The 21,979-nt window shown below is 60.5% G+C and carries 15 protein-coding genes; 11 read left to right on the top strand and 4 right to left on the bottom strand.

What is annotated here, in order from left to right:
* The first annotated feature begins 35 nt into the window (after nt 1-35).
* The 5 genes from ACTG36_RS03820 (at nt 36) to ACTG36_RS03840 (ending at nt 5,309) form a co-directional block, all read left to right on the top strand.
* A complete protein-coding gene (locus ACTG36_RS03820; RefSeq protein WP_439141495.1) occupies nt 36-1,523 on the top strand; it encodes an FAD-binding domain-containing protein in 1,488 nt (495 codons plus the stop codon).
* Complete coding sequence (locus ACTG36_RS03825; RefSeq protein ID WP_375280589.1) at nt 1,524-1,679, top strand: DUF2256 domain-containing protein; 156 nt, start codon at nt 1,524-1,526, stop codon at nt 1,677-1,679.
* A gap of 98 nt (nt 1,680-1,777) precedes the next feature.
* Nucleotides 1,778-3,910, top strand: coding sequence for a malate synthase G (locus tag ACTG36_RS03830; RefSeq protein WP_375280588.1), 2,133 nt, complete (start codon nt 1,778-1,780; stop codon nt 3,908-3,910).
* A gap of 105 nt (nt 3,911-4,015) precedes the next feature.
* Nucleotides 4,016-4,444 carry a GlcG/HbpS family heme-binding protein gene (locus ACTG36_RS03835; protein ID WP_375280587.1) on the top strand — a complete coding sequence of 143 codons (429 nt, stop codon included), beginning with the start codon at nt 4,016-4,018 and terminating at the stop codon, nt 4,442-4,444.
* Between the two features lie 88 nt (nt 4,445-4,532).
* Nucleotides 4,533-5,309, top strand: a complete 777-nt coding sequence (locus ACTG36_RS03840) for a gamma-glutamyl-gamma-aminobutyrate hydrolase family protein (protein ID WP_375280586.1) — start codon at nt 4,533-4,535, stop codon at nt 5,307-5,309.
* On the opposite strand, the gene ACTG36_RS03845 is transcribed toward ACTG36_RS03840, so the two are convergent.
* Nucleotides 5,306-5,635, bottom strand: a complete 330-nt coding sequence (locus tag ACTG36_RS03845; RefSeq protein WP_439141498.1) for a hypothetical protein — start codon at nt 5,633-5,635, stop codon at nt 5,306-5,308. The two genes, ACTG36_RS03840 and ACTG36_RS03845, sit on opposite strands and share 4 nt — an antisense overlap.
* Before the next feature lie 66 nt (nt 5,636-5,701).
* Nucleotides 5,702-12,424: a Hint domain-containing protein gene (locus ACTG36_RS03850; protein ID WP_375280585.1), complete on the bottom strand. Its 6,723-nt coding sequence runs from the start codon at nt 12,422-12,424 to the stop codon at nt 5,702-5,704.
* 375 nt (nt 12,425-12,799) lie between these two features.
* On the opposite strand from ACTG36_RS03850, the gene ACTG36_RS03855 reads away from it, so the two are divergent.
* The 4 genes from ACTG36_RS03855 to ACTG36_RS03870 all read left to right on the top strand — a co-directional run bounded on the left by ACTG36_RS03855 (nt 12,800) and on the right by ACTG36_RS03870 (nt 17,069).
* Entirely contained in the window at nt 12,800-13,249 is a 450-nt protein-coding gene (locus ACTG36_RS03855; RefSeq protein ID WP_375280584.1) for a methyltransferase family protein, read from the top strand.
* Between the two features lie 115 nt (nt 13,250-13,364).
* A complete protein-coding gene (locus ACTG36_RS03860; RefSeq protein WP_375280583.1) occupies nt 13,365-14,942 on the top strand; it encodes a Re/Si-specific NAD(P)(+) transhydrogenase subunit alpha in 1,578 nt (525 codons plus the stop codon).
* 13 nt (nt 14,943-14,955) lie between these two features.
* Complete coding sequence (locus ACTG36_RS03865) at nt 14,956-16,461, top strand: NAD(P)(+) transhydrogenase (Re/Si-specific) subunit beta (RefSeq protein ID WP_375280582.1); 1,506 nt, start codon at nt 14,956-14,958, stop codon at nt 16,459-16,461.
* A gap of 104 nt (nt 16,462-16,565) precedes the next feature.
* On the top strand, nt 16,566-17,069 hold the full coding sequence (locus tag ACTG36_RS03870) for an aggregation factor core protein MAFp3, isoform C (protein ID WP_375280581.1): 504 nt from the start codon (nt 16,566-16,568) through the stop codon (nt 17,067-17,069).
* Here the strand turns inward: ACTG36_RS03870 and ACTG36_RS03875 are convergent.
* Nucleotides 17,066-17,605: a pseudouridine synthase gene (locus ACTG36_RS03875; protein WP_375280580.1), complete on the bottom strand. Its 540-nt coding sequence runs from the start codon at nt 17,603-17,605 to the stop codon at nt 17,066-17,068. The two genes, ACTG36_RS03870 and ACTG36_RS03875, sit on opposite strands and share 4 nt — an antisense overlap.
* A 393-nt stretch (nt 17,606-17,998) precedes the next feature.
* Between ACTG36_RS03875 and ACTG36_RS03880 the strand changes: the two genes are divergently transcribed.
* Both ACTG36_RS03880 and ACTG36_RS03885 read left to right on the top strand, forming a co-directional pair.
* Nucleotides 17,999-19,171 carry a type III PLP-dependent enzyme gene (locus ACTG36_RS03880; RefSeq protein WP_375280579.1) on the top strand — a complete coding sequence of 391 codons (1,173 nt, stop codon included), beginning with the start codon at nt 17,999-18,001 and terminating at the stop codon, nt 19,169-19,171.
* Nucleotides 19,172-19,304: 133 nt separating this feature from the next.
* Complete coding sequence (locus ACTG36_RS03885) at nt 19,305-20,585, top strand: DUF3422 family protein (protein WP_375280578.1); 1,281 nt, start codon at nt 19,305-19,307, stop codon at nt 20,583-20,585.
* On the opposite strand, the gene ACTG36_RS03890 is transcribed toward ACTG36_RS03885, so the two are convergent.
* On the bottom strand, nt 20,582-21,949 hold the full coding sequence (locus ACTG36_RS03890; RefSeq protein WP_439141502.1) for an MATE family efflux transporter: 1,368 nt from the start codon (nt 21,947-21,949) through the stop codon (nt 20,582-20,584). The genes ACTG36_RS03885 and ACTG36_RS03890 overlap by 4 nt on opposite strands.
* Between the last annotated feature and the right edge of the window lie 30 nt (nt 21,950-21,979).

The raw sequence follows: 21,979 nt of genomic DNA on the forward strand, positions 1-21,979 counted from the left end.
TGGCGGACAGGGGCGAAGCCCCTATGTCATGGGGCATGAATATCCTTTGGTTCAAACGGGACCTGCGTGTGCAGGACAATGCCGCCCTTTTGCGCGCGGCGGAGGGTCCCGTGATTCCGCTCTATATATATGAGCCGGACTACTGGGCGCTGCCCGACACGTCAGGCCGACAATGGGCGTTTATCCGCGACTGTCTGGAGGAGTTGGACCGAGACCTCACAGCCCTTGGCACGCCCTTGGTGGTGCGGTCCGGCGATGCCGTCCAGGTGTTGGAGGGGGTGCGTCAGCAGTACGGCGCTACGACGCTGCTGGCTCATGAGGAAACCGGCAATCTTTGGACCTACCGCCGTGATCTGCGGGTCCACGCATGGGCGCGGGGGCAGGGGGTGCGGTGTGTGGAATGTCCATCCTCTGGCGTGGTGCGGCGCATGGGGTCGCGGGATGGTTGGGCCAAGCAGCGCGACGGGCGGATTTTTGCAGCACGGGTTGAACCGCCCCAGGCACTGCGGGGGCCGGATGTGCCGTCTGATCCGTTGCCCAAAGGCCCCGCTGATCCGATTGCCGACCGCCAGCCCGGCGGACGCCGCCGTGGGTTGGCATTGCTCGGCAGCTTTCTAACCGAGCGGGGGCACGACTACCGCCGTGCCATGTCGACCCCGCTGGAGGGTGCCACCGCCTGTTCGCGCCTGTCGCCGCACATCGCCGCAGGCAGCCTGTCGATCCGCGAAATCGCGCACGCGACCGGGGCGCGCCAGCAAGACGACATCGACAGCCAATGGCGCAAATCGTTGAAATCCTTTCAATCCCGGCTGGCGTGGCGCGATCATTTTATCCAAAAGTTCGAAGATCAGCCGCGGATCGAAACCCATTGCCTGCATTCCGCCTACGAACACATGCGCGAAGATCACCCCGTTTTGCGGACCGCTTGGGAAAAGGGCGAAACAGGGCTGCCGTTTGTTGATGCCTGTATGCGCAGCCTGAACGCCACGGGTTGGCTGAATTTCCGGATGCGGTCCATGGTGCAGGCGGTGGCGTCCTATCATCTGTGGCTGGATTGGCGCGCCAGCGGTCTTCATCTGGCGCGGATGTTTACCGATTACGAACCGGGCATTCACTGGTCGCAAGCCCAGATGCAATCGGGCACGACGGGCATGAACACGGTCCGCATTTATAACCCCGTCAAACAGGGCAAGGATCAGGACCCGACAGGGGTATTCACCCGCCGATGGGTGCCCGAATTGCGCGCGGTGCCCGATGCCTATCTGCAAGAACCGTGGCTCTGGGACGGGGCGCAGACGCTTCGCTATCCGCCGCCCATCGTTGATGTGATGGAGGCCGCCCGTGCCGCCCGTGCGCGCATCTGGGCTGTCCGCAACGGTGAGGATTTCAGAAGCGAGGCCGCCGAGATCATTCGAAAACACGCCTCTCGCAAGGACCGGCAGGGGCGCTTCGTCAATGACCGCGCCAAACGCAAACCGCGCAAAACAGACCACCCCGACACCCAGCTGAGCTTTGATTTGTAGATGCCCAAGACCCGCAAGAAATCCGACCTGCCGCAAAAAGACTGTGCCACCTGCGGGCGGCCATTTACCTGGCGTAAGAAGTGGGAAAAGGTCTGGGACGAGGTCCGCTATTGTTCTGAACGGTGTCGCCGTGAAAAGGGGCGCGAGGGCGGGTAAAATTGGTAAAATGATCTGACCAGCGTGTTGCCTATCGGAAACTTCTGTCCTACACCGGAACAAATTGCCGCCCGAGCGGCTGAAGGAAAGGACAGATCATGACCAACCGTGTAGACCGCGCTGGGCTGCAAGTGGCCGAAGAACTTGCGACATTTATCGAAACCCGTGCCTTGCCGGGCACCGGTGTTGAGGTCGCAGCCTTTTGGGATGGATTGTCCGCCCTCATCCACGAGTTTGGCCCGATCAACCGGTCTTTGCTGGAAAAACGTGCCGATCTGCAAAGCCAGCTTGACGATTGGCACACCAAACACCGCGGCTTGGGCGACCCTGAAGCCTACGACGCGTTTTTGCGCCAGATCGGCTACATCCAAGAAACGCCCGCCGCGTTCGAGATTGAGACCGCCAATGTCGATCCTGAAATCGCCTCCATCGCGGGGCCGCAACTGGTGGTGCCCATCACCAATGCCCGTTTTGCGCTGAATGCGGCCAATGCCCGTTGGGGCAGCCTTTATGATGCGCTGTATGGCACGGATGCCATGGGCGATTTGCCCGAAGGCAAGGGCTACAACCCCGATCGCGGGGCGCGCGTGGTGTCCTATGCGAAGGGTCATCTGGACAAGGCCGTGCCTTTGGCCAGCGGGTCGTGGGCGGATGTCACCAAGGTGTCCGTCGAAGGCGGCGTCATGCAGCCCGCCTTGGCGGAGCCTGCGCAATTCGTGGGCCACACAGGGTCGGGCGATACTCTTAAAGTATTGTTGAAAAAGAACGGTTTGCACATCGAAGTCGTGATCGACCCCAGCAGCGAAATCGGGGCCTCTGATTCGGCCGGTATCTCTGACGTGCGTCTTGAAAGCGCGCTGTCCACGATCATGGATTGCGAAGATTCCGTGGCCTGTGTGGACGCCGAAGACAAGGTCACGGCCTATGCCAACTGGCTGGGTCTGATGAAAGGCGATCTGACCGAGGAGGTCAGCAAGGGCGGACAGACGTTTACGCGTAAACTGAACGACGACGTGACCTACACGGCAGCAGACGGGTCCGATCTGACGTTGAAAGGCCGCGCCTTGCTGTGGATTCGCAACGTCGGCCATCTGATGACCAACCCTGCTATTCTGGACCGCGATGGGCAGGAGGCGTTTGAAGGCCTCATGGACGCCATGATCACAACCCTTATCGCGAAACACGATTTGTCGCGCGACAGCGGTAATTCGGTCCACGGGTCCGTTTATATCGTGAAGCCGAAGATGCATGGCCCCGAAGAAGTGGCCTTCACCAACAGCATTTTTGATCATGTGGAAACGGCCCTCGGGCTGCCGGCCAACACTGTCAAAATCGGCATTATGGACGAGGAACGCCGCACCTCCGCCAATCTGATGGCGTGTATTGGTGCCGCGCGGTCGCGTGTGGCCTTTATCAACACCGGCTTTCTGGATCGCACTGGCGATGAAATCCACACCTCGATGGAAGCGGGGCCGTTTTTGCGCAAGGACGAGATCAAGCAGGCGGGCTGGATTCAGGCCTATGAAAACCGCAACGTCGACATCGGTTTGGCCTGCGGTTTGTCCGGTCGCGCCCAGATCGGCAAAGGCATGTGGGCAGCCCCCGATGCCATGGCCGATATGATCGACCAAAAGATCGGCCATCCGAAATCCGGCGCCAACTGCGCATGGGTGCCATCGCCCACGGCGGCAACCTTGCATGCGATGCACTATCACCAAGTGGATGTGTTTGACGTGCAAGCGGGCCTGAAGGCGGGCGGGGCGCGGTCCACATTGGGCGAATTGCTGAGCGTGCCCGTGGCCACCGACACCGACTGGGGCCGCGACGTGATCCTGCGGGAGGTTGAGAACAACGCCCAAGGGATTTTGGGCTATGTCGTCCGTTGGATCGATCAGGGCGTGGGCTGTTCCAAAGTGCCGGACGTGAATGATGTGGGCCTGATGGAAGACCGCGCAACCTGCCGGATCAGTTCGCAAGCGCTGGCGAATTGGTTGCACCATGAGGTCGTGAGCCACGATGACGTGATGGATGCCATGCGCAAGATGGCGGCTGTGGTGGACGGGCAGAATGCCGGTGATCCGGCCTACCGTCCCATGGCGCCCGAGTTTGACGGCATTGCGTTTCAGGCGGCATGCGATCTGGTTTTCAAGGGCCGCGAGCAGCCGTCAGGGTATACCGAGCCTGTGTTGCATCAGCGGCGTCTGGAATTGAAAGCGCAGCGCAATTCTTGAGGGGGTGGATCGAATGGGCTTTGCCCATCCGATCCGCTGGGGCTCTGCCCCGTCCTTCGGACTCCCCGAGGTATTTTTGAACCAGAGAAGACAAGGAGCCTGACCATGGCCGAGATTTCTATAAACAAAGCGCGGACGATGATCCGCAAGGCGCTGCAAAAGGGCCGCGAGATGGAGTTGAAACCGCTGAGCGTCGTCGTTCTGGATGCGGGCGGTCACGTGAAAGCGTTTGAACGTGAAGATGGGGCGGCCCCGGGGCGCTTTGCCATCGCCCAAGGCAAGGCCTACGGCGCGGTGATGTTGGGCATGTCCGGCACAGCACAGATGCAGCGCGCCGAACAGCAGGGCTATTTCATGAATGCCGTCAACGGCGTCTATGGCGGGCAGGTTGTGCCCGTGCCCGGTGGCGTGCTGGTGCGCGACAAACGGGGTGTTGTGATTGGCGCCGTGGGTGTCACGGGCGACACCTCGGACAACGATGCGGTTTGCGCGGCCTTTGGCGTCGAAGCGGCCAACTTGGTGCCTGAAATTTAACCATGCGCATATTTGCGCAGACCATTGCGCGGCAGGTAGGGTAGGATTTGATGCTTTGGCGGGTTAGATAACTGTCAAAGGATTGAGTATGCGTAGACCTGTTATCGGAATCATTGGAAATATGTACCTCATCAATGATGAGTATCCGACCCATGCGGCGGGGACGATGAACTCCGCCGCCGTGGCTGAGGTGGCCGGAGGGCTGCCTTTGATCGTGCCCACGGACCCTGCATTGGTGGATATCGATGAATTGATGGAGGTCTGTGACGGCTTTGTTTTCACAGGCGCGCGCCCCAACGTGCATCCCGAGGAGTACGGCCATGCCCCGACAGAGGCCCACGGTGCCTTTGACCGAGGCCGCGACGGGGTGGCTTTGCCCCTGATCCGCGCTTGCGTGGACCGAGGGCAGCCGATCTTGGGCATTTGCCGCGGCTTTCAAGAGGTCGCCGTGGCCATGGGGTGCACTCTGCATCCCGAAATCCGCGATTTACCGGGACGCGACAATCACCGCATGCCGCCCGATGGCACGCTGGAAGAAAAGTTTGAAATGCGCCACGTCGTCACCGTGTCCGAAGACGGGCCGTTCCAGCAGATTTGGGGCAAGACCGAGGTGCTGACCAATTCCCTGCATGGGCAGGGGATTATGGAGGCCAGCGACCGGATCGTGATTGATGGCCACGCGCCAGACGGCACACCTGAGGCGATTTATGTCAAAGACGCGCCGGGCTTCACTTTATCGGTGCAATGGCATCCGGAATGGCAGGCGGGGATCGATCCCGTGTCCCGCCCCTTGTTCGAAGCTTTCGGGCAGGCGGCGCGCGATTGGGTCAGCCGTAAACAGCAGCCGCAAAAACTGACGGCCTAGACGCCCAGCTGAGAGGCCGCTGTTCGCAGTGTGCTTTGCGGGGTGGACCGACAGGCGGACTGCAGGTCGGACCCGACCTGAAGTGTGTCCGGCATGTCCGCCCTTCGACCAGCCAAGACCTGCGCGCGCATCAACCCCATCACCCAATCTGTCGCGGCATCCACGGCGGCGGGGTTTGCCAGGCTGGCGCATCTGATTTGGCCGGGGTCCATGGGCACAGTGAAGGGTTGCGCGGGGCTGCCCGTGCGTGGTGCTGATTGCGGGGCAGGGGCAGCAGTGCACCCGGTGAGTGCTGCACAAGTCAAAACGAGAATAGACGTCCGCATGTTAAGTCCCTTCAGGCCGGTCTGCGCTTAGACTGGCCTGAAGGGACGCTGTGATCAACCCGCAGATCAGGTGCGGATCAATTTCGCCTCATGGGCTTTGAGGCAGCGCCGTGCGGTATTGCCGTAGTGGTTTTGATCGGCGCGCAGTTCGGGGAAGATCGCGAAGAGTTCTTCGCGGGCCGCGTCGCCAACGGCTGAGAAGCCGATATCACCGGGGTGGAAGCTTTCGGTGGCCGCACCTTCCGCATAGATCACTTCATGTTGGTCGAAGAGCATGTGGATATAGGTGACTTTTTCGCCCTCATCCTGCGTCACATCCATGCCGTCGATCAAATGCTTGGCGGCAACGAGGACTTCGCTTTCACCAAAGAGCAGTTCTGCGCGGTAGCCCTGGAACAACACGCGGTGCTGGGGGGAGACCAGCAGATCACGGTCCTGACCGGCCAGAACGTTGGACCGGATGCGCACGGGCGCGAAACGGTCCACGGCAGGCACGGTGCGGGCCTCGATCCAGCGGATCGGCTGCAGGCCGTGATCGCGGGTGACGACCATGTCGCCCACCTTCAGATCCTCGATGTTGCGCAGCCCATGGGGGGTCGCGATGCGGGTCTGGGGCGTGAAGCAGATGATGTTCTCGATCTCGGAGAAGTTGAGGATCGTGCCATCGTCCAGGGTGATCGAACCTGAGAAGCTGCCTGTGCCATCGTCCGTGGCATTGGCCAGCACGTCTTGCAGGTTTGCAAGATCGCCCAGCTGCAAGGTGTCGCCGCCTCCGACGCCGGTGGATTCGTCGCCCGCCCCGCCGTCGATGGTGATCGTGGCACCGGGACCGCCAATCGTGTCGACCAGTGTGATGACGTCGTCGCCGGACCCCGCGTCAGCCGTGTCACCGTCAGACACCACGAGGATGTCGTCCCCTCCGTTGGTGGAGATGCTGTCTGCACCGTTGCCACCAACGAAGGTGTCGTTGCCGGACCCTGTTTCGATCTGTTCGATCTGGGTAAAGGTGCCGGTGTCCGGACCGTTGTTGAAGGTGCCCGCTTCGTCGCCCGTCATTGTGACAGTGACGTTTTGCGTCAGGCCGGACCCGTCCAGTGTGTCGCCATTTGTTTCACCGGTCTCGCCACCGGTGATGACGTCGTTGCCGAAATCGTCTTCGATAACAAAGATGTCGTCGCCACCTGCGCCGAACTGCGTATCCGCGCCGGTGCCACCGTAAAGCGTGTCGTCTCCGTCGCCTGCGGACAGTCTGTCATCGCCGGTGCCGCCATACAGCGTATCGGCGCCCACATCGGACCCAGCCAAGATCGTGTCATTGCCTGCGCCGCCATAGAGTGCGTCGTCGCCTTGCGCGCCGTCGATATAGTCGTTGCCTTCGCCGCCATAGGCGGTGTCATTGCCCAACCACATCTCGAATGTGTCGTCTCCGCCACCGCCGAAAGCGATGTCATCGCCGTCGCCACCGTAGACTGTGTCGTTGTCATTGCCTGCGTAGAACGTATCTGCGCCGTCGCCGCCATAAAGCGTGTCGGTGCCGTCATCGCCAATCAGCTGGTCATCGCCGGTCCCGCCGAAGATCGTGTCGTTGCCGGCTTCGCCGTCCAGATTGTCCGCATCAGCGCCGCCATAGATCAGATCGCCGCCCTGACCGCCAAAGACGGTGTCTGTGCCCGCTTCACCGAAGATGGTGTTGGTTTCGGTATCGGGGCCGCCAAAGACGGTGTCGTTGCCGGTTCCGGCATAGATCGTATCGCCACCAAGACCGCCATCGATCTGGTCATTGCCGCCACCGGCCTCGATCAGGTCATCGTTGGCGTCATGGCCGCTGATGATCGCGTCGCCTGCGTCGACCACGTCGCCTTCGGGATCGCCAGTGTAGCCCGCGTTGATGATGTCATCGCCAGCGGTACCGGACACCGTGCCGTCCTGATCTTCGATGATCACGTCTTCGATATTGGTGAAGGTCAGCGTGCTGCCATCGTTGAAGGTGACCGTGCCATTTTCGCTGTTGACCGGATCATAAGCGATGGACGCCACGTCGGAGACATAAAGCACGTCAAAGTCCGTGCCGCCTTCACCACCATCAACGGTATCGTTGGACCCTGCATAGATGCTGTCCTGATCGTCGCCACCCGAAAGGGTGTCCGCGCCGGTGCCGCTGGTTAGCGTGTCATCACCGGTGCCGCCATCCAGCACGTTTGCATCGCCGCCGACCACTGTGATCGTGTCGTTGCCTTCGTCGCCATAAAGCGTGTCGTTTGAATTTGTACTTGCTTCGGACGAGGTGATGATATCATCCCCCGCGCCGCCATAGACGGTATCGCTGTCCCCAAAGCTGCGTTCCTCGCCTGCTTCGATGGTGTCTGCACCGTCGCCGCCGAAGATGACATCATCCCCGTCCGCGCCGTCGATGCTGTCATTGCCTGCACCGCCAAAGAGGGTAGATGTCCCTGTTGCGTTGTTGTCCTCACCGATGATCGTGTCGTTGTCATCACCACCGTAAACGGTCGTGTTTCCCGAAACACCGGTGATAACGTCCTCACCCCCGTTGCCGCTGATGGTCATGCCATCGCTGCCGGTCAGGGTGATCGTGTCATCCTGCTGGGTGCCTTCGATGTTCTCAATCTCGGTGAAGGACCCGCCAGCACTGTCACCGGGGAAGGTGTAGGTGCCGGTTTCGGTGCCACCACCGGTGATGGTCACGCCATCGGGGCCGGTCGTGTCACTGAAATTGATGGTGTCGACGTCGCCGTTGCCCGCGTCCGCGCCGCCATCAATGGTGTCCGTGCCGCCATCCTGCGCCACGTTGAACACATCGTCGCCCGTGCCGCCCGACATGCTGTCATCACCGGTGCCACCGGTCAGCGTATCATTGCCTGCGTTGCCGATCAGCGTGATGCCGCCCGTATCGGCGGACGCATCAAGGGTGTCGTTTGCATCCGTGCCGTCGATCGCCTCGATCTCTGAGAAGGTGCCGGATCCGGTGGTGCCGTCAAAGGCATAGCTGCCGGATTCGTTGCCATCAAAGGTCACTGTAACGCCCTGGCCTGATCCGGCTTCGTCCAGATCAAGGGTGTCGATGTCTGTGCCGTTTGCGTCTTCGCCGCCTACGATCACATCACCGGAGCCGTCGTTTTCGCCTACGATGACGGTGTCATCGCCGGTGCCGCCGTACACACTGTCTGTGCCCGTGCCGCCGGTCAGCGTGTCATTGTCTTCGCCACCATAAAGCGTGTCATTGTCCGCGCCGCCGTCCAGAACATCTGTCCCTGCGCCGCCATAGATCGTGTCATCGCCCGCGTCACCATTGAGGGTGTCGTTGCCAGCCGTTGCCAGATCGCTGGTAATGGCCGTGGCACCCCAGATGCCGTTGTTGGTGCTGAGCTCTTGCTCCCAGACGAGGGGCAATGTGCCGGGGGCGGTGCTGAAGACTTCGCCCGTGCCCTCGGTGGCATAGATCAGACCATCGTCGCCCAGATGCAGCCCGAAGATGTCGGTCTGCCCGTTGACCGTGCCAAGGTTGACCTCATTGGTGAAGGTGCCGTCGGGATTGACGTCGTAGGAATAGATCACGCCACCGGAAGTTGCCCATGCTGTGCCATCATCTAAAAAGACGATGTCTTTCACGCCTGTGGGCAGTGTCCCTACAGAGGTCGGCGCGCTAAAGCCGCCCGACCCATCAGGGGCAAACATCAGCAACTCGCCCGTGTTGTCCACGGTCATGTAAAGGTTGCCGTTCCCGTCCGATGCCATGGAGGCATAGCTGTTGCCGTCATCGGCCAGATCGTAAACGAGGGTCTCCGTGCCGGTTGCCGGATCAATGGCGTAGATGCCAGCATCCGACGCAGCGTTCGTGGAGAAGATCACCCCATAGAGTTCGCCTGTCGGAACCTGCGCGATATCGCCGTAGGCCTGCAAACCGGATTGGATAACCTCGGTCTGGCCGGTCAGCGGGTTGTATTGCAGAAGATCGCCGGAACCGGTGTTGAAATAGGCGCCGTTGGACCCCGTCATATCGCCAATGATCAGGTCATCGCCCGCCCCGCCGGAGACGGAATCGTCCCCTGCACCGGCCACGACGCTGTCGTTGCCAACGCCTGCGACAACAGTGTCATCGCCTGCGGCCGCATGTATCCGGTCATCATTGGCGCCGTCGCCTGCGATGATGGCGTCGCCTGCATCGACCATGTCCTCTTCCGGATCGCCCGTGTAGCTGGCGTCGATGGTGTCGTTGCCTGCCGTGCCTTCAACGATGCCGTCGCGGATTGGGATGCCGATGGCGTTAAGATATTCGGGATCGTTCGCGTCCGTCGGGCTGATGCCCACAAGGGTCACGCTTTCGCCGTTGGGGAAGGTTAGCACTGCGTTGCCGGACCCGTCGTCTGTGACGGTCACGTCGTCTGTGTTGACGAAGTTGCCGTCTGCGTCGGTCAGCGTGCTGACGTCGAAGGTGTCGATCCCGTTAAAAGTGCCGTCCCCGTTGGGGGTAGGGGCGTCGAACTCTGTAATGATGTCGTTGCCGAAACCATCTTCAAGCACGACGACATCGCGGTCGCCGTCGGGCGATCCCGCCCCGCGGTTCAGCACGATGGTGTCATTGCCTGCGCCCGCATTGACGGTATCCGCACCTGCGCCAGCCTCGATCAGGTCATCGCCTGCGCCGCCGATGATGCTGTCATTGCCTTGGTTTGCATCAATCGACACACCCGATCCGTCGGCCGACATATCAAACGTGTCGTCAAAACTTGTCCCTGAATGGGCCTCGATTTCGCTGAACGTGCCGCTTGCGACCGAACCATCGTAATCGAACGTACCGCTTTCTGCGCCCGTGGCCGTGACAGTCACACCTTCGGACGTCTCAAAATTGAAGTAGCTGATTGTATCGATGTCGGACCCATCGGGGTCTTCACCGCCGAAGACGGTTTCGCCTTCGTGGTCGTCGGTGATCCAGATTGCGTCGCTGCCTTGGCCGCCGTAGGTGGTGTCGTTTCCTGCGCCGCCAATCAGTGTGTCGGTGCCGTCCCCGCCATAGATTTCATCGTTGCCATTGCCGCCGTTCAGCGTGTCATTACCGGTTCCGCCGAAGATCGTGTCGTTGCCATCATCGGTCGAAAAATCGCCCACGTTGTCGTTGCCCGCGCCGGCATAAACCGTATCGTCGCCCGACCCCGAAAAGATGCTGTCGTTGCCCGCATTGCCTTCGATGTAATCGTTGCCCGCGCCACCATCGATGGTGTCATTTCCCGCTTCGGTGTTGTCGGCGGCGACTGTGTCAAAATAAACGTCAGTGACCCACAGCGCCTGACCGGAGGTCCCTGCATTGGAATAGATAATCTCAATCTCGTGGACGGGGCCCGCGATTTCAACCAGCACAGAGCCTGAGGCATCTGCGGCGGATTGCGACCCTGTTCCAGCGGTGATTGTGTTGCCCGACACCGTGTCGTCCGATGCGGTTCCAGTCACCTGACCAGGTGTCAGCGTGACTGTGACGGCAATCCCGTCCGCATCATATGCGTTGACGGTGATCACATCCTGCCAGCCTGAGGTGTCGATGTCGTTGATGCGGAACACGACATTTTCAACTTCGTCAGACAAGCCGGTATCAAGGTTGGGATCAAAGGTGATGTTGGTGGTGGAGGTCGGACCAGCGCCGCCCGTCAGCCGCAGGGCAGAATCCGTCGCAAACGGTTCTCCGGCCTCTGTATATTGCGTGGTGTTGCTGGTCTGCATGCCGGTGGCATTGCCATCGTTGGTGGTTTCGACCTGAACGGTCATGCCACCGGTGGACTGAACCACAGCGCCATTCAGATCTGTCCCTGCTGCGCCAAATCCGGTCCAGTTGAGGGATTCTTCGCCGGTGATTGCCACATCGTCGGTGTCACCGATCAGAACGTCGTCACCGTCGCCGCCCAGAATGCTGTCGTCGCCTGCGTTGCCTTCGATCGTGTCTGTGCCCGCGCCCCCATCAATGGTGTCGGACCCAGACCCGCCGGACACCACATCGTTGCCGGCACCTGCATTGATGCTGTCGTTGCCTGCTTCACCAAAGATGGTGTCATTGCTCACCGATCCGCCGGTGTCAGTGATAACGTCGTTGCCGGACCCGCCGCGCACGACATCGCTGTTTTCGCCGCCATCAATCGTGTCCGCGCCGGACCCGCCATACAAAACATCGGTACCGGATCCGCCGGTCAGGCTGTCGGCGCCTGATCCTGCAAAGACGGTATCATTGCCGTCTTCCGCCGCGATGGAATCGTTTCCGCCGCCGCCATAGATTGCGTCGGTCCCCGTGCCGCCAAAGACCGTATCATTGCCGCGTTGGCCCAGAAGGGTATCGTTGCCGGTGCCGCCATAGATCGTGTCATTGCCGTCACCTGCCTGCACAACGTCGTTGCCGCCTCCGGCGGCGATGATGTCGTCCCCGGTGGTGGGGCCTTCGTTGGACTGGTCGGAATAGGTTGTATCAATAACGTCGTCGCCCGCCGTCCCGTCGACCGTGCCGTTGGTGGGCGCTGCCGGATATGTCGGGCCAGAGGTGACCGTGGCGGTGCCGCTCGTGGTGAACCAGTTGTCTGGGATGAAGTAAACGTTGCCGTCCGTCCCTTCGTAGTAGACGCCGGTATCCGTAATGTTGTTATAGGTCTGGCCATTGCCCTGCCACACGCCGCTCCAGGTCCATTGACCGTTGCCGATCGTTGACCCGATGTCGAACGTCGACTGGGAGCCGGAGATCGCATCGCCGGGATCAAGGGTGCCGTCGCCAAGTGTTACAAGATAACCGGTAGCCATATTCAACCTCATACATGTCGGTCCTCAAACGGGACCGCGCCCCTACACGCGGGCGGTTTCATTGGCTGATGTCTACGGGACCAATTCGACAACAATGCGGAGATTGCCGCATGAACTGCCTGCAATGGGGGTCATTTTGGGGCACTGCGTCCAATTATGGTCTTATTTCACGGGGGTGTGCCACGTTGGTGCCTTAGTTCTCGTTTGAAGTGTGGAGGCTGACACCCTGTGGTTGAGACGGCTTTTTTAGCTGTTTATCCAGCCTTAACGGACGCATTTTCGATTTTGGATTCGCCTTTCGCCGTGGCCGCTAAGTGCGCTGGGCAATGCGTTTTTCGCTTCCCTAAATTTGCGCGGAATGTGACGGTGCCGGTCATGAAATGGATCGATATTCCCCCCGTTTGGCTGCTGGCCAGCATGGCAATTACACATCTGGTGGCGCAGGTGTCAGGCGACACTGCAGGGGCTGACAAATGGGCGGTGCAGATGCTGGGCGCTGGGCTGATTGGCATCGGGCTTTTGTTGATGGGGGGGGCGGTTCTTGAAATGCGCCGTTTCAAGACGACTGTCTTGCCCCATATGACCGCAGATACCTTGGTCCGGACCGGCGTCTTCGCCTACAGCCGCAACCCGATCTATCTGGGTGATATGCTGGTCCTTGCAGGCTACGTTTTTTGGACGGGTGGCTTTGCCGCCGCACCTTTGATGCTGGTTCTCTTTTGGGTGCTCGAAGTGCGTTTCATCCGCCCCGAAGAACACCGGCTGGCGGCGAAATTCGGCGAGGCCTTTGATCGATACACACAGCAAACGCGCCGCTGGTTGTAATAATCTTGCGTAAAGTTAGCGCAAGCATACCAATGCATACCGGCCGGACATCTTGTGAATCCCCTCGCGCGGCTATAACGACCCTGTAACCGCGACAAAAAGAGGGGGAGTCCGCATGAAAATCGGCACGCCAAAAGAACTGTTCGAGGGGGAAAACCGCGTTGCGATGACGCCGGCCTCCGCGCTTGAACTGCAAAAGCTTGGACATGAATGCGTCATTGAAACAAAGGCCGGTGTGCCTGCTGGTTTCTCGGACAAGGACTACAAAGATGCCGGTGTTGAGGTCGTCAAGACCGCCGCCGCGCTGTGGAAAGCCGCCGACATTGTCGCCAAGGTGCGCGTGCCCGACGACGCCGAAATGAAGCGCCTGCGCGACGGTCAGACATTGATCTCCTTCTTCTCGCCCGTGGCGGATGAGGCAAAGATGCAAAGTGCTGCCAAAAAGGGCGCCACGGTCATCGCGATGGAAATGATCCCGCGTATTTCCCGTGCACAGAAAATGGACGCGCTGTCCTCTATGGCCAATATCGCAGGCTACCGTGCCGTGATTGAAGCCGGTAACAACTTTGGTCGGTTCTTCACCGGTCAGATCACCGCCGCGGGCAAGGTGCCTCCGGCCAAGGTGCTGGTCGTGGGGGCAGGGGTTGCGGGCCTTGCTGCCATCGGGACATCCACGTCTCTGGGGGCCATCACCTACGCCTTCGACGTACGCCCAGAAGTGGCCGAACAGGTTGAGTCGATGGGCGCGGAATTCGTCTATCTGGACTTTGAAGAAGAACAGCAGGACGGCAGCGCCTCTGGCGGCTACGCCTCTGTTTCTTCTCCCGAATTTGCCGCAGCCCAGCTGGCCAAGTTCCGCGAACTGGCCCCTGACATCGACATCGTCATCACCACCGCGTTGATCCCCAACCGCGAAGCGCCTGAGCTGTGGACCGAGGACATGGTCAAATCCATGAAACCCGGGTCCGTGATCGTCGATCTGGCCGCCGAAAAGGGCGGCAACTGCAAGCTGACCGTGAAGGATGAGAAGATCGTCACAGACAACGGCGTGACCATCATCGGCTACACCGATTTCCCAAGCCGCATGGCGACGCAGGCGTCCACGCTTTATGCGACCAACATCCGCCACCTGATGACCGACCTGACGCCAGAAAAAGACGGCGTGGTTGACCACAACATGGAAGACGACGTCATCCGTGGCGCGACCATCGCCCACGCCAAGGACGTGACCTTCCCACCACCCCCGCCCAAGGTACAGGCCATCGCGGCCCAGCCCAAGGTTGAGGTCAAGGAAATGACGCCCGAAGAAAAGCGCGCTGCCGAAGTGGCCGCCTTCAAGGCGCAGACCAAGACCCAAGTGACGTTGCTGGCCGTGGGGGCTGCTGTGGTTCTTGGCATCGGCATGATCCCCGGCATGCCCGCGTCGTTCATGCAGCACTTCATCGTCTTCGTGCTGTCCGTGTTCATCGGCTTCCAGGTGATCTGGAACGTGGCCCATTCGCTGCACACGCCGCTGATGGCCGTGACGAACGCGATTTCAAGCATCATCATTCTGGGCGCGCTGATCCAGATCGGATCGACCTCATGGTTGATCACGATTTTGGCGGCACTTGGTATCTTTATGGCCGCCGTTAACATCTTCGGTGGTTTCCTGGTGACACGGCGGATGCTCGCCATGTTCCAGAAGTCTTAAGGGAGCAGGCGCAATGGAAAACGCATTCACCATCGCGGCCTATGTGGTCGCAGCCATTCTTTTCATCCTCTCGCTGGGCGGCCTTTCGGGGCAGGAAAGCGCCAAGCGCGCTGTCTGGTACGGTATCGCGGGCATGGGTCTTGCCGTGGCGGCCACGATCATCGGGCCCGGGTCCGGTCTGTGGCTCTTGTCGCTGATCCTGATTGCGGCAGGCGGGGCGGTTGGCTATCAGCTCGCCACCAAGGTCGAGATGACGCAGATGCCGGAACTCGTGGCGATCATGCACTCGCTTGTGGGTCTGGCGGCTGTGTTCGTAGGCTTCAACGCCGACCTGATGATCAACTACATCACCGGCGTTTACACAGACAACGGTCAGATGCTGGGGGCCGCTGGCGCCTATGCCGCCATGCCCAAGGACGTGGTGTCCGACCTGTCGACCTTCGGCCAGTTGATCGCCAAGAAATCCGCCGTCGAAATCGGCATTTTGCGGGTTGAACTGGTGTTGGGCATCTGGATCGGTGCGGTGACCTTCACAGGCTCTGTCATCGCCTATGCCAAGCTGGCAGGCAATTCGTCCAAACTGCCGTTTGAGATTGACACATCGGCCAAGAAATTGCCTGGCGGTCATTATCTGAACGCAGGGGCAGCGGCGCTGTCCGTGATCTTTGCGATCATGTATCTGTCCAACGGCGGCACCTTCACGCTCGTCCTGTTGACGGTGCTGGGGCTGTTCATCGGCTACCATCTGATCATGGGCATCGGCGGCGCGGACATGCCCGTGGTCGTGTCCATGCTCAACAGCTATTCCGGCTGGGCGGCAGCGGCGATTGGTTTCTCGCTGGGCAACGATCTGCTGATCGTGGTGGGCGCGCTTGTCGGCTCTTCCGGTGCGATCCTGAGCTACATCATGTGCAAGGCCATGAACCGGTCGTTCGTATCGGTCATCTTGGGCGGCTTTGGCGGCCCTGCGGGCGAACAGATGGCCGTTGAGGGTGAGCAAGTCGCCATCGACGTGGACGGCGTGGCAAACGCGCTGGAGGAGGCTGACAGCATCATCATCATCCCCGGCTACGGCATGGCCGTCGCACAGGCCCAGCAGAACGTGGCTGAGCTGACCCGCCGGTTGCGCGCCAAGGGCAAGACCGTGCGTTTCGCGATCCACCCCGTGGCAGGCCGTTTGCCCGGCCACATGAACGTCCTGCTGGCCGAAGCAAAGGTGCCCTATGACATCGTGATGGAAATGGATGAGATCAACGACGACTTCCCCGACACGGACGTCGCCATCGTCATCGGGTCCAACGACATCGTGAACCCCGCCGCACAGGACGATCCCAACAGCCCCATCGCCGGGATGCCGGTGCTGGAATGCTGGAAAGCCAAACAGGTGTTCGTGTCCAAACGCGGGCAAGGGACCGGCTATTCCGGCATCGAAAACCCGCTGTTCTTCAAGGACAACACGCGGATGTTCTACGGCGATGCGAAAGCAAGCCTGGATGCGCTGCTGGGTAAGATCGACTGATCTGGTCCACGACTGAAGACCGAAAGGCCCCGCCAGCACTGGCGGGGCCTTTTTCTTTGACTTCGGGCGCGCGGGCGTCACCTCTAAGTTCAAAGGAGAGTTTCATGAAATGGATGACAGGTGTGATGGTGCTCATGGGCACAGCGGCGACCGCAGATATTGAAGTCACCTTCAGGGATGGCGCGCCAAAGGATCGCATTGAGATTGCCAACATCGGTGGCTGCGAGGTCGGACCCATGACATTGGCCGTTGATCTGGTTCCAAGCCCATCTGGGTTGATCTTTGATGTGTCGTCTCAAGGCGCAGGGGTGCAGGTCAACCAGCCTGTCGAAATCGTCGATGGGGCGGCCCTCGTGGCGACAATGAGCGTTGTAAATGATGGTGATCAGTTGCTCACCCTGCGGTTGGCGGAGATGCAGGCCGGTGATGTCATCAGATTGACGCTGGATCTGGATGATACGGTTAGCACACGGGAGATCACCGTGGACGGGGCGGAGATTGCGGGCGCGCAGGTGATCGTCACCCGAGAGGGCGAGAGCCTTTTTCGCACCGGCTTGTTTGATGCCTCGGGCCGCGCTTTGGTGCCTTTAGACGGCTGTCTGTCCTAGACCGCCTGCCACTTTCCCTGACCGATGCCGTCAAGGGTCCATCCGCCCACAGACCAGCGTACCAGCCGTAGGCAGGGAAAGCCTGCGGCGGCACACATGCGGCGGACCTGTCGGTTGCGGCCTTCGGTGATGGTAATCTCGATCCACCTGTCGGGGACGGTTTTGCGGACCCTGACGGGCGGGTCGCGCCGCCACAGATCAGGTGCCGCGATCAGGCGCGCTTTGGCGGGCAGGGTGGGGCCATCTTTGAGGGTCAGGCCTGCGCGCAGCGGGGTGAGGTCCGCATCAGACGGCGCGCCTTCGACCTGCACAAGATAGGTTTTCGGGGTCTTGAACTTCGGGCTGGAGAGTTTGGCCTGAAGTTTGCCGTTGTCGGTCAGCACCAATAATCCCTCGCTGTCGCGGTCAAGACGCCCTGCGGCATAGACATTTTTCGGCAGATCAAACCCCGACAACGTCGGGCGTTCCGTCGGGGATTTGACGTCCGTAAACTGGCTGAGAACGCCAAAGGGTTTGTTGAACAGGAGTGTGGTCATATGCGCGCTGGTAGCTCGAATTGCAGCCCATGGAAAGGGATCTGCGATCCGGTCCTGCGGACGGCGGGGGGCGCCCCTGCGGGGCGCGGAACTGCCGTTTGCGCAAGCGCTTGGGGAGAGGCCGGATTTTAGGTATTTTTGAACCAGAGAAACGGGGGCGTGGCGCGGATTTCAGGTGGCGCGTTCGGGGGTGAAAGAAGCCGGATTTTCCCCGAAGATATTTCTTGTGCGACTCGAAGAATGGGCGCATAGGCGCGCTCAGACGCCAACGCACGCGCCTCTGGCCCTTTCGGTTTGAAGTGTGTTTATGCAGCGACGGTAACGTCTCCTTTTGGAAGTGAGCGGTCTGCGATGGGATGATCCATCATGGCCGGGTCTTATTGGAGATGAGACATGACGATGCAATTTGCGGCCCCCCAAGGCCTTGGGGCGTCCGCCCCTGTTTCTACATTTGACGCCGTGGTCGAGACCGCGATGTTCGACCAGCCGACGCTGGTGATTTCGCTGGATCGGGTCGAGCAGCAGTATCACGCCCTGAAAGCGGGTTTGGGCCGCGCGGATATCCATTATGCGGTCAAAGCCAACCCCGCGCCCGAGGTCATTGCGCGGCTGGTTGCGGTCGGGTCGCATTTTGATGCGGCATCCCGCGGTGAAATTGAGCTGTGTTTGGCCCAAGGTGCGCGGCCCTATGAAATTTCTTTTGGCAACACCATCAAACGGGCCGCAGATGTGGCCTATGCCCATTCGGTGGGTGTCACGCTTTTTGCGGCAGATGCGGCTGAAGAGCTGGACAAGATTGCGCAGCACGCCCCCGGTGCGCAGGTCTATATTCGTCTGATTGTCGAGACATCCCAAGCCGATTGGCCGCTGTCGCGTAAGTTTGGCTGCGACCGGGATATGGCGTTGGAGCTTTTGGACCGCGCCCGTGATCTGGGGCTACAGGCTGTTGGGTTTTCGTTTCACGTAGGCTCCCAAACCCGTCGGGCGGCCATGTGGGGGCCGACATTGGATGAGATGCACAAGATTTGGCATGCGGCGACAGAGGCGGGGCATAACCTGACGCTTCTCAACATCGGCGGTGGTTTTCCGGCCTTTTACGGGCAGGACATTGAAGCCCCGACCGACTACGCGGCCTCGGTCATGGATCAGGTCTCCGCGCGTTTCGGGGAGGTTGCGCGTGTGATGGCCGAACCGGGCCGGGGCCTCGTGGCGGAGGCCGGTGCCATTGTGGCGGAGGTCATGTTGGCCAGCCGCAAATCGGCGCGCGATCTGCACCGATGGGTCTATCTGTCGATTGGCCGCTTTAGTGGTCTGGCCGAGACCGATGGTGAGGCGATCCGCTATCAGATCAGCACCCCGCGCGATGGTGATCCGATGGGGCCGTGCGTTCTGGCGGGCCCGTCATGCGACAGCGCCGATGTGCTTTATGAGAAACAACCCGTGTTGTTGCCGTTGAGCCTGAGCGCTGGTGATCGCGTCGTCATCCGCAATTGCGGTGCCTACACCAGCAGCTATTCTTCTGTTGGTTTCAATGGCTTCCCGCCGCTTGCGGTGATGGTTGTCTAAAGCTGAATGGGGTGTCATGCCGCGCACGGTATACCATTGTGCGCGGCTAACCTTATGAACATGCGAGGTTTTTTCTTTACAGGCGCGTGAAAGCGGCTAGGTCTTGGTGCAACATCCCTAAGGACGCCGCGCCATGAGCCCGATCCAAGACCACCCGCTGCGCTATGCTTTGGCCAATGAATTGCATGCGCGGCCGTTCCCGACCCTCGATGCGCCTTGTCGCGCGGCTTATCTGGCGATCAAGCCTGCGGAGAACGCTGCAGGTCGGGACCGGGCCGCAGATGTGGCGCATCTGAAGGCGTTGCTGGATCATTACGCAGCCCCCCATCCCGAAGAGGGGGCGACCCATTATTTTGGCCAGATCGGCCAGCATGTCCTCAAGTGGGAAAGCCACACGGAATTTGTGACCTATACGATCTTCGGGCAGGGGCCTGCGGCCACCCCGTTCGATGCCAAGACCTTTGCGATGTTTCCGGACCACTGGCTGGCGGATGCGCCGGGTGCGCGGGTCACATCGGCCCTGATCCGCGTCGAGGAGCAGGTGGGCGACGAGGGCATCACCGATAAAGTGCGCGATTGGTTTGTCCCCGAAAGCGTCGCCGTCAGCCGCGTTCTGGATGATGACGCCATCATTGCGGCGGATTTCCGGATTGATCCTGCAGGCCACATGCGCTTTGCCGTTTTTGCGCGCCCCAGCACGGGGGAACGCCGCACGGGGCGCATTGTTCAACGTCTGTGTGAGATTGAGACCTATAAGGCCATGGCAATGTTGGGCTTTTCGCGGTCGCGGTCCTTGGGCAAAACCATGGGCGATTTGGATAGGCGTCTGTCGGGGCTGACCGATGCCTTGTCTGGTGCGCCGCAGGACACGGAGACGACGCTCAATTCCCTGTTGCAAGTGTCCGGTGAGTTGGAGGCGATGACCGCGCAGAATACCTTCCGGTTTGGCGCGACCCGCGCCTATGAAAAGATCGTCAATCAACGGATTTCGGTGCTGCGTGAAGACCGCTTTGACGGGCGCCAGACCTTTGGTGAATTCATGATGCGCCGTTTTGATCCGGCGATGCGGACGGTGGCCAGCACCAAGGAACGTCTGGATGCGATGTCTGACAGGGCCATCCGTGCGTCTGATCTGTTGCGGACGCGGGTAGATGTGGAACGCTCGGCTGAAAATAAGGCGCTGCTGGAAAGCATGGACCGGCGCGCGGATTTGCAGCTGCGTTTGCAAAAGACGGTTGAGGGGCTGTCGATTGTCGCGATCAGTTATTACGCGGTGAATTTGGCGGCCAATATGGCGCTGCCTTTTGCTGACGGACTGGGGCTGTCGTCACTGGCGATGAAGGCCGTTTTGACGCCGCTGGTGATCGGTCTGGTGTGGCTGATGGTGCGTCAGATCCGAAAGGCGCTGGACTAAGGATCCGACCTGAGCATGGCCACCCCGTTTGATCGGACCAGACAGGTGCGATAGGCGAACCAGACAGCGGCGGCAGCGGCCAACAGGTTGGCGGTGACCGCAGCGGCCAGAACGCCCGTGTAGCCCAAGACACTGACACCAAGCCATGCCCCCGGCAAATAAACCAAAAAGATGCGCCCCAGTGACAGCGCCATGGAATAGATCGCTTTGTCACGGGCATTCATGGCGGCATTTGCGGTCACAACAAAGCCGTAACCAAACAGTGACCAACCGACGATCCGAAGGTACAGCGCGGCTTGATCTTGTGCGCCGGTGTCACCGGCAATCAGGCCCGCGATAGGGGTGGCAAACACAAACAGCAAAGCCCCCACAACCAGTCCGTAGGCCAGACAGAATGCAAAGGACCACATCAGGCCGCGTGCTGCGCGGTCCTGTTTGTCAGCCCCCCAGTTCTGGCCCACCACCGGCCCGATCCCTGCAGACAGCGCCAACATTGGAACGATGGCCAAAGACTGCACGCGCGTGGCGGCACCAAAGGCCGAGACAGCTGTTTCGCCCAAAGTGGCCACAGCACCGGTGACCGCGGCCATACCGGCGGGGTTGATGGCGTTTGAGAGCGCTGCGGGGCCACCGACGGATGTGATCGCTTTGATGGAGCCTCCAAGGCCCTTGAGAGGGGATTTGGGGAACGTCAGAAATCCTTGACGTATGGCCCAGAAAACAGCCGCGCCCGCACCGACGGCGCGGGCCACCAAGGTCGCCAGTGCGGCCCCGCCCGTCCCCAGTTCAGGGAACATCCTCATCCCGAAAATAAACAACGGATCAAGCGCGATGTTGATCGCCGCGACCCCCACCATCACAACGGCTGCTGTGGCCCCGTCGCCGTGGGCGCGAAAGGCCGATTGGGTAAGCATCATAACCACCAGCAGAGGAAAGCTGGCGGCCCAAAAGGGCAGGTATGCGTTGATTTCGTCCATCACAGCGTCGCCTGCGCCGATCAATCCGAACACGACACCTGAGACCGCGAAGAACAAAACCGCAATGACAATGGACAGGACCAAACCGATGCCGACAGCATGAAGGGCGAGGCGCTGTTCCGCGTCGTCACCATCTTTGCGTCCGATGGCCTGCGAAATCGCCGTATTGGCGCCCGCACTCAATCCGATCGACAGGGACGTGATCGCGGTCGTGACGGGATAGATGTAGCCCACAGCGGCCAGCGGTTCGCCGCCCAGTTGACCCAGAAAATAAGCATCCGCCAGACCGACGCTAAGGACGCCAAGGATGCCCAGCGACATAGGCGCGGACACAGCCGCGAGGCCGCGCCACACGGGGCCTTGGGTTAGATCACGGCTTGCTGACATGCCGGAGAACCCTGATGGGGGGGCAATGGT

The sequence above is a fragment of the Pseudooctadecabacter sp. genome (assembly GCF_965657175.1).
Taxonomy (GTDB): Bacteria; Pseudomonadota; Alphaproteobacteria; order Rhodobacterales; family Rhodobacteraceae; genus Octadecabacter.

Excerpts from the sequence above, each read along its gene's own strand:
- ACTG36_RS03820 (WP_439141495.1), top strand. The coding sequence starts at position 36 with ATGAATATCCTTTGGTTCAAACGGGACCTGCGTGTGCAGGACAATGCC.
- ACTG36_RS03845 (WP_439141498.1), bottom strand. The coding sequence starts at position 5,635 with ATGCGGACGTCTATTCTCGTTTTGACTTGTGCAGCACTCACCGGGTGC.
- ACTG36_RS03870 (WP_375280581.1), top strand. The coding sequence starts at position 16,566 with ATGAAATGGATGACAGGTGTGATGGTGCTCATGGGCACAGCGGCGACC.
- ACTG36_RS03875 (WP_375280580.1), bottom strand. The coding sequence starts at position 17,605 with ATGACCACACTCCTGTTCAACAAACCCTTTGGCGTTCTCAGCCAGTTT.
- ACTG36_RS03855 (WP_375280584.1), top strand. The coding sequence starts at position 12,800 with ATGAAATGGATCGATATTCCCCCCGTTTGGCTGCTGGCCAGCATGGCA.
- ACTG36_RS03865 (WP_375280582.1), top strand. The coding sequence starts at position 14,956 with ATGGAAAACGCATTCACCATCGCGGCCTATGTGGTCGCAGCCATTCTT.
- ACTG36_RS03880 (WP_375280579.1), top strand. The coding sequence starts at position 17,999 with ATGACGATGCAATTTGCGGCCCCCCAAGGCCTTGGGGCGTCCGCCCCT.
- ACTG36_RS03830 (WP_375280588.1), top strand. The coding sequence starts at position 1,778 with ATGACCAACCGTGTAGACCGCGCTGGGCTGCAAGTGGCCGAAGAACTT.
- ACTG36_RS03850 (WP_375280585.1), bottom strand. The coding sequence starts at position 12,424 with ATGGCTACCGGTTATCTTGTAACACTTGGCGACGGCACCCTTGATCCC.
- ACTG36_RS03840 (WP_375280586.1), top strand. The coding sequence starts at position 4,533 with ATGCGTAGACCTGTTATCGGAATCATTGGAAATATGTACCTCATCAAT.
- ACTG36_RS03885 (WP_375280578.1), top strand. The coding sequence starts at position 19,305 with ATGAGCCCGATCCAAGACCACCCGCTGCGCTATGCTTTGGCCAATGAA.
- ACTG36_RS03890 (WP_439141502.1), bottom strand. The coding sequence starts at position 21,949 with ATGTCAGCAAGCCGTGATCTAACCCAAGGCCCCGTGTGGCGCGGCCTC.
- ACTG36_RS03835 (WP_375280587.1), top strand. The coding sequence starts at position 4,016 with ATGGCCGAGATTTCTATAAACAAAGCGCGGACGATGATCCGCAAGGCG.
- ACTG36_RS03860 (WP_375280583.1), top strand. The coding sequence starts at position 13,365 with ATGAAAATCGGCACGCCAAAAGAACTGTTCGAGGGGGAAAACCGCGTT.
- ACTG36_RS03825 (WP_375280589.1), top strand. The coding sequence starts at position 1,524 with ATGCCCAAGACCCGCAAGAAATCCGACCTGCCGCAAAAAGACTGTGCC.